This is a genomic window from Indioceanicola profundi (assembly GCF_003568845.1).
Classification (GTDB): Bacteria; Pseudomonadota; Alphaproteobacteria; order Azospirillales; family Azospirillaceae; genus Indioceanicola; species Indioceanicola profundi.
The window spans coordinates 1,311,584-1,323,293 of sequence record NZ_CP030126.1 but is presented as its reverse complement, the minus strand read 5'-3'; the positions used below and the strand labels follow the sequence as shown (position 1 = coordinate 1,323,293).

Annotated in this window: 11 protein-coding genes and 2 tRNA genes; 6 read left to right on the top strand and 7 right to left on the bottom strand. The window is 64.5% G+C overall.

Features of this window, described 5'->3' with window-relative positions:
• The first annotated feature begins 5 nt into the window (after positions 1-5).
• Both DOL89_RS06285 and DOL89_RS06280 read left to right on the top strand, forming a co-directional pair.
• The gene (locus DOL89_RS06285; RefSeq protein ID WP_119678365.1) at positions 6-1,313 is read left to right on the top strand and encodes a putative bifunctional diguanylate cyclase/phosphodiesterase; all 1,308 of its coding nucleotides are present in this window, start codon (positions 6-8) and stop codon (positions 1,311-1,313) included.
• Between the two features lie 18 nt (positions 1,314-1,331).
• On the top strand, positions 1,332-1,946 hold the full coding sequence (locus DOL89_RS06280) for a LysE family translocator (RefSeq protein ID WP_119678364.1): 615 nt from the start codon (positions 1,332-1,334) through the stop codon (positions 1,944-1,946).
• A 71-nt stretch (positions 1,947-2,017) separates the two neighbouring features.
• On the opposite strand, the gene DOL89_RS06275 is transcribed toward DOL89_RS06280, so the two are convergent.
• From DOL89_RS06275 to DOL89_RS06255, 5 genes are all read right to left on the bottom strand, one after another.
• Positions 2,018-4,699 (bottom strand): valine--tRNA ligase, encoded by a 2,682-nt coding sequence (locus DOL89_RS06275; protein ID WP_119678363.1) that lies wholly within the window; start codon positions 4,697-4,699, stop codon positions 2,018-2,020.
• Positions 4,700-4,795: 96 nt separating this feature from the next.
• The gene (locus tag DOL89_RS06270) at positions 4,796-5,230 is read right to left on the bottom strand and encodes a DUF2497 domain-containing protein (protein ID WP_318658530.1); all 435 of its coding nucleotides are present in this window, start codon (positions 5,228-5,230) and stop codon (positions 4,796-4,798) included.
• A gap of 259 nt (positions 5,231-5,489) precedes the next feature.
• Positions 5,490-6,866 (bottom strand): TolC family outer membrane protein, encoded by a 1,377-nt coding sequence (locus DOL89_RS06265; RefSeq protein ID WP_119678361.1) that lies wholly within the window; start codon positions 6,864-6,866, stop codon positions 5,490-5,492.
• A gap of 3 nt (positions 6,867-6,869) precedes the next feature.
• Complete coding sequence (locus tag DOL89_RS06260) at positions 6,870-7,199, bottom strand: rhodanese-like domain-containing protein (RefSeq protein WP_225889923.1); 330 nt, start codon at positions 7,197-7,199, stop codon at positions 6,870-6,872.
• A gap of 30 nt (positions 7,200-7,229) precedes the next feature.
• Positions 7,230-7,892: a protein-L-isoaspartate O-methyltransferase family protein gene (locus DOL89_RS06255; protein WP_119678360.1), complete on the bottom strand. Its 663-nt coding sequence runs from the start codon at positions 7,890-7,892 to the stop codon at positions 7,230-7,232.
• Positions 7,893-8,129: 237 nt separating this feature from the next.
• Here DOL89_RS06255 and DOL89_RS06250 point away from each other — a divergent pair.
• The 3 genes from DOL89_RS06250 (at position 8,130) to DOL89_RS06240 (ending at position 9,049) form a co-directional block, all read left to right on the top strand.
• Positions 8,130-8,203, top strand: a tRNA-Cys gene (locus DOL89_RS06250).
• A gap of 185 nt (positions 8,204-8,388) precedes the next feature.
• The gene (locus DOL89_RS06245) at positions 8,389-8,841 is read left to right on the top strand and encodes a tellurite resistance TerB family protein (protein WP_162937361.1); all 453 of its coding nucleotides are present in this window, start codon (positions 8,389-8,391) and stop codon (positions 8,839-8,841) included.
• A 132-nt stretch (positions 8,842-8,973) separates the two neighbouring features.
• Positions 8,974-9,049, top strand: a tRNA-Asn gene (locus DOL89_RS06240).
• Between the two features lie 395 nt (positions 9,050-9,444).
• Here the strand turns inward: DOL89_RS06240 and DOL89_RS24760 are convergent.
• Both DOL89_RS24760 and DOL89_RS06230 read right to left on the bottom strand, forming a co-directional pair.
• Positions 9,445-9,618 (bottom strand): hypothetical protein, encoded by a 174-nt coding sequence (locus DOL89_RS24760; RefSeq protein ID WP_162937360.1) that lies wholly within the window; start codon positions 9,616-9,618, stop codon positions 9,445-9,447.
• A gap of 68 nt (positions 9,619-9,686) precedes the next feature.
• Positions 9,687-10,910, bottom strand: coding sequence for a bifunctional alpha/beta hydrolase/OsmC family protein (locus DOL89_RS06230; protein WP_119678357.1), 1,224 nt, complete (start codon positions 10,908-10,910; stop codon positions 9,687-9,689).
• 97 nt (positions 10,911-11,007) lie between these two features.
• Here DOL89_RS06230 and DOL89_RS06225 point away from each other — a divergent pair, with 97 nt between their 5' ends.
• A complete protein-coding gene (locus DOL89_RS06225; protein WP_119678356.1) occupies positions 11,008-11,658 on the top strand; it encodes an NUDIX domain-containing protein in 651 nt (216 codons plus the stop codon).
• Positions 11,659-11,710: the final 52 nt, after the last annotated feature.

The following is an 11,710-nucleotide window of genomic DNA, read 5'->3' as shown; positions in this document are numbered from 1 at the left end:
CGAAAATGGCTCTTCTGCCTGCCAGCGTGATGACCACCCTTCCAGGGGAGCTTCTCGACATGAGAAGCTTCTCCGACCGGGTCACGCGCGCGCTTGAAGATGTGCCGGTGGGAAGATCGGCCGGTCTTCTGCTGGTCGAGGCGAACCGGATGTCCCAGCTGTTCCGCGTACACGGACAGGCGGCGCTGGACCGAGCCATGGCTGAGCTTGGCCAGCGGGTGCTGGCCTGCTGTGGCCGACGGGATCTGGTCTGCCGCGTCGGGCAGACGAAATTCGGTGTTTTCCTGCCCGACCTGGAGCATGCCGGCAAGGCGCTATTCGCCGCCTCGTCCATCGCCGGCAGGATGGCCGATCCAGTTCAGATCGAGGGATTGCGCCTCTTCATCAATCCCAAGATCGGCGTAGCCATCGCGCCGGACGATGCCGACAACGCGCTGGACCTTATCCGGAACGCGGCGGTGGCGCTTGAGAATGTACGTAGGTCCGGCGCGGCCAGATACCTCCACTATACCGGTGCCATGCGGGAATCGCTGAAGGCCCGGCTTTCTCTTGAGGACGAACTCCGGCTCGCCGTCCAGAACGGCGATTTCGAACTGCATTACCAGCCCAAGGTGACCCTCCCCGGCGGGGAGGTGGTAGGTGCGGAGGCGCTGCTTCGTTGGCGTCATCCGGAGCGGGACCTGATCCCTCCCAGCACCTTCATCCAGACCGCGGAAGAGACGGGGCTGATCGTTCCCATTGGTGAATGGGCCCTACGTGAGGCGATTCGGCAGATCCGTGCATGGCTCGATGCCGGCCTTCCACCGCTTCAGATCGCAGTGAACGTATCGGAGCGCCAGTTTCGCTGGGGCCATCTGCCGGCCCTGGTGGATGTGCTGCTTCAGGAAAGCGGGATACCTCCGCATCTTTTGCTGCTTGAGATCACCGAGACGATCCTGCCGGAGGATCTTGAGGGCGCATTGAAGCAGATCCGTTGGATCGCCGACCGCGGCGTGGCTCTGGCGCTGGACGATTTCGGCACCGGCTATTCCTCGCTGTCCTACCTGCGGGAGCTGCCGCTGGACAGCTTGAAAGTGGACCGCAAGTTCGTCACCGACATGGAGACGCATCAGCCGACCCGGCACATTGTCGAGGCCATTGTGGCCATGGCCCGCGCCATGGACCTCAAGGTGGTGGCAGAGGGGGTGGAGACGACCGCCCAGGTCGATCTGCTGTCCCGCCTGGGCGTGGAGGAGGCACAAGGCTTCCTGTTCTCACGCCCGCTGAGCCCAGCCGCGTTCGAAGCATTCATCACGAGGCCCGCCCTGCCCTGACCAGCCTGGAGAAGCGACATGGAGATTGCGACCTTCACCACTTTCACCATCGCCTTCTTCGTGTTCGCCGCCAGCCCCGGTCCCGACAATGTGACGATCGTCGCCAGGACAATCACCCATGGTGCTGCGTCCGGAATCGCCTATGGCGCGGGGACGGTGACGGGCATCCTTATCTTCCTGGTCCTCGCCTCCTTCGGCTTGTCAGTCCTCGCCTCCGAGATGGGGGCTTTGATGACTGTCCTCAGATATGCGGGCGCCGCCTACCTGATCTGGATGGGGATCAGACTCTGGATGGCGGAGCCGGTGGTCTCCACACAGTCGACCGCCATCGACCGGCGGGGACTCGCGGCCGTCTTCGCTACAGGGGTGGCCTTGAATCTCGGCAATCCCAAGATGCCGCTCTTCTATATCGCCCTGCTGCCGAATGTGGTCGGTACGTCGTTCACGGTGGCGGACATCTGCATCCTCGCTGCAGTTATCCTGGCCGTGGAAATACTGGTGATCGGCGGGCATGTGCTCCTGGCCGCACGGGCGCGGCGTCTTCTGCGCAGTCCGATCGCCCTACGCCGGCTGAACCGCGCCGCCGGCGGCGTGATGGTGGGAGCTGGCATGACGGTCGTGGCGGCCCGATAATCCCCCTGCAATGCAGAACAAGAAAGGGCCGCCCAATCGGACGGCCCTTCTGTTCTCTCGATGAGTTGCGGTCAGCCCAGGCGCTGTAGCGCATCCGTCAGCTTGGCACGGGCTGCCTCGAAGCCCTCACGGCGCTCGCGCTGTTCCTCGATGATCTCCTCGGGCGCGTTGGCGACGAACTTGGGATTGCCCAGCTTGGCATCGATCCGGGAAATCTCTCCGTCCAGCTTGCCGATTTCCTTGTTCAGACGGGCCTTCTCCGCCTCGATATCGATGAACTCGGCCAGCGGGAGCACGACAGTCGCGTCCTCCACCACCGCCTGGGCGCTGCCCTTAGGCGGCTCGACCTGCGTCACCTCGATGTCGGACAGGCGGGCCAGGCGGGTGATCAGCTCACGGTGACGTTCCGCCAGCGTCGACGCCGTCTGCCCCGCATCCTTCAGTACCAACGGAATTTGGGCCGAGGGCGGCACATTCATTTCCGACCGCACCGTGCGGATGGTGGAAATGAGGCTGACCACCCACTCCATCTCCGCGCTGGCAGCCGGGTCGATCAGTGAGGAATCGGGCTCCGGCCAGGCATCGGTGATCAGCATCTGCGTCCGGCCACTGAGCTTCTCGTTCAGCTCCTCCGTGATAAAGGGCATCAACGGATGCAGCAGGTGCAGGATGCGGTCCAGCACCCAGGCGGTCGTGGCTCGGGTTTCCGCCTTCGCCGCCTCATCCTCGCCGGTCAGGATCGGTTTGGTGAATTCCAGGTACCAGTCGCAGAAGCTGTTCCAGGCGAACTGATACAGCGCACCGGCCGCCTCATTGAACTTGTAGGCCTCCATGGCCTCGGTCACCTTGGCCGAGGTCTGCTGCAAGGACCCGACGATCCAGCGGTTCACCGTGAGGTTCACCTTGGCCGGATCGAAACCAGCCACCATGGCGACCTGGTTCATCTCCGCGTAGCGGGCCGCGTTCCAGAGCTTGGTTGCGAAGTTCCGGTAACCTTCGACGCGGTTGACCGCCAGCTTGATGTCCCTGCCCTGCGCCGCCATGGCGGACAGGGTGAAGCGCAGGGCGTCGCAGCCATACTGGTCGATGAGGTTCAAGGGGTCGATGACGTTGCCCTTGGACTTGGACATCTTCTGCCCCTTTTCATCCCGCACCAGGGCGTGGATGTAGACGGTGCGGAAGGGCACATCCCCCATGAAATGGATGCCCATCATCATCATCCTGGCAACCCAGAAGAAGATGATGTCGAAGCCGGTCACCAGCACGTCGCCGGGATAGTAGCGGTCGAGCTCCGGCGTCTTCTCGGGCCAGCCGAGCGTGCTGAACGGCCAGAGGGCGGAGCTGAACCAGGTATCCAGCACGTCGGGATCGCGGGTCAGCTCGACCGCCCGCCCGTAGTGGGCGTCCGCCTCCGCCTGTGCTTCCTCCGCCGTCTCGGCCACGAAGAACTTTCCATCCGGCCCGTACCAGGCGGGGATCTGGTGACCCCACCAGAGCTGGCGGCTGATGCACCAGGGCTGGATGTTGCGCATCCATTCGAAATAGGTGTTCTCCCACTGGCGCGGCACGAACACGGTCTTTCCGGTCTCCACCGCCTCGATAGCGGGCTTCGCCAGGGTCACTGCGTCGCAATACCACTGGTCGGTCAGCCAGGGCTCGATCACCACGCCGGAGCGGTCGCCATGCGGGACCGTGTGGGGATGCGGATCGATCTTCTCCAGCAGGCCCGCGGCCTCCATATCCTCGACGATCTGTTTGCGCGCAGCTTCACGGGACAGGCCGCGATAGGCTTCCGGCACCTCGCCGGCATAGGCCGCATCGCCGTTGAAGATTTCGAATGCCTGTAGAATGCGGGCATCGCGGTCCAGCAGGTTGATCAGCGGCAGGTTATGGCGCTTGCCGACCTCGAAGTCGTTGAAGTCATGCGCCGGCGTGATCTTCACGGCGCCCGTGCCGGTCTCAGGATCGGCGTAATCGTCGGCAACCACGGGGATGCGACGCCCCACCAGCGGCAGCACCACATGCCTGCCGATCAGGTCCTTGTAGCGGTCGTCCTCTGGATGCACTGCCACCGCCGTGTCGCCGAGCATGGTTTCCGGACGGGTGGTGGCGACGGTGACGAAGCGGCCCTCTTCCCCTTCCACTGGATAGCGGAAGTGCCAGAGATTTCCCTTCACCTCCTTCTGCTCGACCTCCAGGTCGGAGATGGCGGTGTGCAGCTTGGGGTCCCAATTGACCAGACGCTTGTCGCGGTAGATCAGCCCCTGGCGGAACAGCTCCACGAACACCTTGCGGACGGCCTTGTTCAGGCCCTCATCCATGGTGAAGCGCTCGCGGCTCCAATCCGGGCTGGCGCCGAGACGGCGGAGCTGGCGGGTGATCGTTCCACCGGATTCCGCCTTCCACTCCCAGACCTTCTCCAGGAACTTCTCGCGCCCCAGATCGTGCCGGCTGACGCCTTCCTTCCCCAGATTCCGCTCCACCACCATCTGGGTGGCGATGCCGGCATGATCGGTGCCGGGCTGCCAGAGCGTGTCCTTGCCCCGCATACGGTTGAAGCGGATCAGGGCGTCCTGCAGTGTGAAGGTCAGCGCATGGCCCATGTGAAGGCTGCCCGTCACGTTGGGCGGCGGCATCATGATGGTGTAAGGGGCCTGATTGCTGTCGACATGGGCGGCAAAGGCTTCCGCCTTCTCCCAGCGGTCGTAGTGCTTCGGCTCAACCTCGGCGGGGGAATAGGTCTTGTCCAGCATGACAGGCCTCGGGTTCTGGTCGGACGGTTCTCATAATGGAACGGGGCGGCGCCATCAAGGCGCCGCCCCGTCAATGCAGACAAGAGGGATGGCGCGTCAGTCCCTGCCGCGCCGTACGACCCGCTCGATCTCGCGCTTCACCAGACGTTCCACGAGGTCGGGCAGGTTGTCATCCAGCCACTCGCGGATCATCGGCCGGATCATCTCCCGCACGATCTGCTCCAGCGTCACATCATAGCGGCCGATCGGCCCCTCACCCTCCAGGCTCGGCCCACGCCGGAAGCCATCAAGGCTGGAGAAAGCGCGGCTCGCAGCGGCGGCAGCGGACTCGGAAAGAAGCGCATCCTCATCGATGAACGACCGAGCGGGGCGCGGCGGCGGCGGGGGCGAAGCCGGCGGCTCGAAGTCGAACGGATCGGGCTCGGGTTCAGGCTCCAGTTCCGGCTGGGGTTCCGGCTCCGGCTCCGGCTCGTCCTGAACCATCTGGGTGAGTTCGAGGATATCCTCCTCCGGCTCTGGCTCCGGCTCCATAACGGGCGGCGGTGGCGCAGGCGGCTCGGCTTCCGCGGGCGCATCACTGTCTTCGGAAATGATCCTCCGGATAGAGGCGAGAATCTCCTCCATCGACGGTTCTTGCTGGGACTTGTTATCGGCCATTGTTCAGGCAACCCGACCTGCCACGATTGCAGCGGTCACCCTAGGGCAGAACTATCCAAAACTCCACGGGCTTATATGCAAAAGGGGATGCCGAAGGTGGCATCCCCTTGTACGGAAGGCTCGGGAAACCGGCTCAGCGGTCGATGCTGGTGCCCCAGAGCTGATTGCGGACGTCCTCGTAATGGGCCTCGTAATTGTAGGTCTCCACCGGGAGCGCCAAACGCCCGGCGGTGAGCTGCCCCGTCGCATTCATGACCTGGAAAGCGGCGACCAGCTCGTCACGCTGGGAGCGGACCAGCTCGACCCGCGCGTTCAGCAGCTCCTGCTCGGCGTCCAGCACGTCGAGCACGGTGCGCGAACCCACCGTCGCTTCCTGACGGACACCTTCCAGCGCGATGGTCGCGGCGCGAACCTGCTCCTGACGCGACTGGATCGCGGAGCGGGAAGTCACGAGACCCTCCCACGCGCGGATGGCGCCTTCGCGGACGGCGCGCTGTGCCTCATCCACCTCGCCCCGGCGCTGTGCAGCGGTGTGCTTGGCCTCGCGGACACGCGCATACTCGCTACCGCCCTGATACAAGGGGATGGTCACACGGGCGACAACGCTGGCGTCGTCACGCGTTCCATTCAGGCCGCCCGGATCCCAGCCGCGGCCAACGCTGCCGTTGATGCTGACGGTCGGCAGCAGATCGCCACGGACCTGATCCACCGAGTCGACTGCCGCTTCCTGCGCGAAGCGGGCGGCGATCACCTGGGGATTGTTGTCTTCCGCAAGGGCGATCGTTTCCTGCAGACTGTTCGGGAGGGTCAGAGTCAACTGCGGCTGCGACAGGTCTCCGGGAACGACGCCGATCAACCGTGCGAAGACTGCGCGGCTGCTGTTCAGCGTGCCTTCCGCCAGAATCCGGTCCGAGGAAGCGCGGGCCAGACGCGACTCAGCCTGGCTGACGTCGGTACGGGTGATCTCGCCAACCCGGAACCGGTCCTGTGCTGCTTCGAGCTGGCGGCGGAGCACCTGCTCGTTATTGATGTTCAGCTCAAGCACTGCCTGGTCGCGCACGACGTCCAGGTAGGCGGTAGCCGCGTCCAGAAGCACGGATTGTTCGGTGCTCACCAAGCTTGCCCGCTGTGCCTGCACCAGGTTTTCCGCCCGGCTTACCGCCGCGGTCGTGCGGCCGCCGCTGTAGATCGGCTGGGAAATCGACAGGTCCACCGACTTGGAGGTGAATGAATTGTTCGTCGTGTTTTCCGTCCACGTCCGGCTGACATCGCCGGTGGCGCTGATGACGGGGAAATATCCAGCCCTGGCCTGCGGCACCAGTTCGTCCGTCGCGCGCAACTGGGAGCGCTGGGACTCCAGGGTCGGGTTCTGCGCGTAGGCCTGGGCCAGCGCCTCCTGCAAGGACTGGGCGTTGGCCGGCGTCGTTCCCAGGCCTGCGGCCAAGGCGATGACGGGCAGTCCCGCCCGCAGGTTGCGCCGGAGTCGCTTGGTCAGGCTCTTCACGTCCATTGGTCAGTACACCTTCATGGTAGGGTCCACATGTCGGGCCCAGTAGTCGATGCCGCCGGAAAGATTGCTGGCCCGGTCGAAGCCGTTGCGTCGCAGCCATGCCACGGCATGGGCGCTTCGCATTCCATGGTGGCACAGGACCACCAGGGGTTCTTCGGTCGGCAACTCACCCAAGCGGGCTGGAAGCTGGTCCAGAGGAATGTAGATGCTCCCTTCGATTGAGCAAAGTTCCACTTCCCAGTCCTCGCGCACGTCCAGCAGAGCCGGCGGGTTACCAGCCTGCTGCATCGCCGCCACCGTTTCAGCGTCGATTTCGAAGGGAATATCGGTCACGTGCGTAGAAGTCCTTCAGGACAGCGGTGCCTAGAATTCGAAGACAGGCTTCGGCTCGAAACCGGGAAGCAGGCGGATGGCAGCGTCGAACAGGGAGCGGCCCGACACAACGCCACCGATCTTCTTATAAAGCCGAGCAGTGCCTACCCCGCCTGTGCCGACGATCACACCAACGAGCCGCCCGCCCTCATTCAACTGGTCCAGCAAGGCCTGCGGCACTTCGGCCACAGCGCCCTCCAGCACGATCGCGTCATAAGGCATCTGGGCCGGCCAGCCATCCTGCAGCGGACCCTGCATGACGATGGCGTTGTCGGTGGAGATTTCCTGGAGCGTCCGCGTCGCCTGCGCCGCCAGGGCGGCATCCGCTTCCAGCGCCACAACGGTGGCGGCAACACGGCCGATGATGGCCGCGGAGTAGCCGGTGCCGCAGCCGACATCCAGAACCACGTCCTGCGTGCCGATCCGGGCTTCCTGAAGCAGGCGGGCCTGGACCATCGGTTCCATCAGAAAGCGTCCGGGAGCGACCTGGATATCCTCATCCACATAGGCGACGCCGCGCAGGGCCTTCGGTACGAAGAGTTCGCGGGGGACGTTCATGAAGGCGTCCACGAGACGGAGATCCGTCACCTTGTTCGGGCGAATCTGGCCCTCGACCATGTTGATCCGGGCGGCGGTGAAATCCGTGTTGGCCATCGTGGACGCAATCTGTGGAGGGTGGGAATCGGGAAACCGGCAGGCCGGAAGCCGTTGCGGTTCCGTCCGCTATATATCCGCGTGCGCCTGCGAACACAATCTTTCCGCCCGCCTTACACGTACCGGATGGGAACCGCCGAACGGACATCAAGCATCCGCTTGACCGCGTGCCCCCGCCCGGCCTATATGTCGCCTCCCACGACGGGGCGGCCAGCGGCTGTACCCGGTCAGCGTCCTGGCGCGGTGGCAGAGTGGTGATGCAACGGACTGCAAATCCGTGAACCCGGGTTCGATTCCCGGCCGTGCCTCCAGGACCCCTTCTCCGATACCATTGACTGTATATTGTGAACCGGACTGCCCTGCATCCGGTATGGGCCGGCGTGTCCGCCCCCTCCCTGGACAGCCTCTGCACACGCGGATAGACTTTCCAAAGATAGTAGTATCCGGCCGAAAGAGCGCGCAGGTGCCCGCTCCGGTCCTACCTTTGGAGCAAAGCATGCCTCTGTCCTGGATTCGCGACTCCTTCGACTCGGTCAAGACCGAGATTCTTCGTCAGTTCAAGCGGAACGAAACCGAACAGCTCTTCAAGGCGGTGGTCGCCGGCTGCGCCATGGTCGCCTATGCGGACGGCCGCTTCAGCCCGGCGGAGAAGAAGGAGATGCTGGAGCTGATCGGCCGGACCAAGGAAATCGACGCCTTCAACACCCACGACGCCCTGATCGAGTTCGAGCGCATTTCCGACCTCTACTATTTCGACTATGTGGATGGCGAGGCACATGCCATGCGCCATCTGGTCCGTCTGCGCGGACGTGGAGAGAACGCGACCGTGGTCGCGAAGGCCTGCGCCGTGATCGGGTCGTCCGACGGGAACTTCGACGCGGATGAGAAGGCTGCGCTGCGCCGCATCTGCCGCCTGATGGACATTTCCCCTGAAGAACTGGACGTCTGAGGGGGCGGAGGGGGCGGTCCGAACGGCCCCCTTCATTTTTTTGTGATTCAGGGTTTGCATTCCCGGATCGCTTTGGCTATATCACCGCCCACGCCGCACGGCGGGCCGGAAACGGCGCCGCAGCGGAGCTGATCCCAGGTAGCTCAGCCGGTAGAGCAGGTGGCTGTTAACCACCGGGTCGGGGGTTCGAGTCCCTCCCTGGGAGCCAATACGGAACGGGGCCGGATGTAATGTCCGGCCCCGTTTTCGTTTGCTCGGCCGCGTACATCGCGGCACGACCCGAACTCCCTAGAGCTCGTCGTAGATCGTACCTTCCGTCCCCCGCTGCTGAACGCCCGACACCGTGCCTTGAGCGGATTGCGCGAGGCGCTGCCATTCCCCGCACCAGTCCGTCGAATCAGTCGTGGGAAAGCTGCCCTGCGGCGCACGGTCGGTGACCACAGGCGGAAAACGGCGGCATTGCCCCTTCGGCCCACGCTCCCGAATGCCGCCTCCAAGCCAGAATTGGCAGCTGTAGCAGATTTCTGTACGCCGCACCCAGACCTCCTCCGCACCGCGCTTCATGCCGCAATGCTAGCACAGGCCGCGGGCCGTCATGCGGTTTCAGCGTGGAGGTTTGGCGGCGCGCATGTCCTCCGCGTGCTGGAGGTAGTAAGCTTTGATCTCGGCATCCAGCTCCTGCTTCCGCCGGCCCTGATCCGAATCATCGGGCGCGTCGCGGAGCTGCTGGAATTCCTGCACCGCTCGCTCAAGGTCCTGTTCCGTCTCGATCGGCATGCGAATCTCCTTCCGGTCTGGCAGGGAAACGCTCCGTCCCGACGCCCGTTCCCCGGAACCGGGGAAGTTCAGCCCGCCTCCTTCGTCCCGGTCAGCCGCGTGATGATCTGGGGATCGGAATGCAGACTCTTGTGCACGGGGCATTTGTCCGCGATCTCGAGCAGCCTCGCCCGCTGTTCAGGATCGAGTTGGCCGGTGATCGTGATATCCCGTTCCATCCGGTCGATCCGCGTCGTCGCGATCTGCACCTTTTCGTGCCGCAACGCCACCGAGATGCGCTCCACCGGCCAGCCCTTGGCATCCGCATACATGCGCAAGGTCATCGAGGTACAGGCCCCGAGGGCGGCCAGCAGATACTGGTAAGGACCGGGGCCGGTGTCGTCCCCGCCTACGGCAGCCGGCTCGTCGGCGGGCAGCAGGTGGTGGCCCGCCTGGACCAGATTGGCGAACTTACCCTCCCCCGTTTCAGTCACGACCACCAGCCCCGCTTCCTCCCGCGACGATTCGGTCCGTGTCATCGCTGGCTCAAGCCGTAGCGCGCGGCGTGCCCAGGCGGCGATCAGACCGGCCGCATAGCGGGCGTCGTCAGGTCGCGAGACCAGATGCCCCGCGCCGTCCAGCGCCACGAAGCTTTTCGGGTGGCGCGCCGCCGCCAGAATGCGCTCGGCATTCTCGACGGGCACGGTTGCATCGCTCGGATCGTGCAGCACCAGTAATGGCCGCCCTAGTCCGGCGAGCGCCTCTTCCATGGGATGGCGGCCTATATCTTCAAGAAACCGGCGGGTGATCGGGAAGGTGCGGCCGCCGATGCGGATATGGCCCCGCCCTTCCTGCTCGATCTTGGCTTCCTGGCCTTCGAACAAGCGGCGCAGATGCTCCGGCCCAAAGGGCGCATTGATGGTAGCGACCGCCCCGATGCTCGGGATTTCCGCCGCAGCCCGGATTACCGCCGCCCCGCCGAGACTATGTCCGACTAGCAGATTCGGGGCCTCCACCCGGTCTGCCAGTGCCCTCGCGGCGGCGACCAGGTCAGCCACATTGCTGCTGAAGCTGGTGTTCGCGAAGTCGCCGCCGCTTCCGCCCAGACCGGTGAAGTCGAACCGCAGCACGGCGAAACCACTTTCCGCCAGCGCGCGGCTGATCCTGGTGCTGGCGTGATAGTCCTTGGAACATGTGAAGCAGTGGGCGAACAGTGCCGCTGCCAGCGGCTTTCCTGCCGGCAGTTCCAGTCGACCGGCCAGTCGGCTGCCATCCGCTCCCGTGAAGTCGAAACCTTCCGTCAGCCCAGTCATGGCAGCCGCCCTTTCCGTACATGGTCCGCGCGCGTTAATGCTGGAACGAAGTCCGCCGGGGCGCAACCGCCGCTCCTTGCCACTGTTGCGAGGTCACATGTCCGATCAGGGTCAGCAATCCCGTTTTCCGGCGCCGCCGAGCGGTCCGGACGATGTGGAAATCCTGGAAAGGCGCACGCTCTACCAGGGCTTCTTCCGGATGATAGAAGTCAAACTGCGCCACCGCCTGTATCGGGGCGGCTGGTCCAAGGTCATGAGCCGGGAACTGTTCGACCGCGGCGATGCCGTCGGCATCCTGCTGTACGACCCGGAGCGGGACAGCGTCGTGATGGTGGAGCAGATACGCATGGGCACCATTACCCGCCCCGGGCCGCACTGGATGGTGGAGCTGGTGGCCGGCATCATCGACAAGGATGAATCGGAAGAACAGGTCGCCCGCCGTGAGGCGGTGGAAGAGGCGGATTGCGAGGTACTGGAGATCGAGCGGATCGGCAGCTTCTATCCAAGCCCAGGCGGCAGCACCGAGGTCATCACCCTGTTCTGCGGGCGGGTGGACAGCCGCAATGTCGGCGGCTTCCACGGGCTGGAAGAGGAACATGAGGATATCCGCGTCGTGGTCCTGCCGGCAGAGGAGGCCATTGCGGCGTTGGACAGAGACGAGTACCGCAATGCCATCACCATCGTTGGCCTGGCTTGGCTAGGCCGGCACAGGCAGCGGCTGCGTGCGCAATGGGGCGGGGCTTCTTGAATCCGTCCCGCCCGCCCCTTAGTCTCCCCTGACCCTCCCCTGCCTGTCTCGG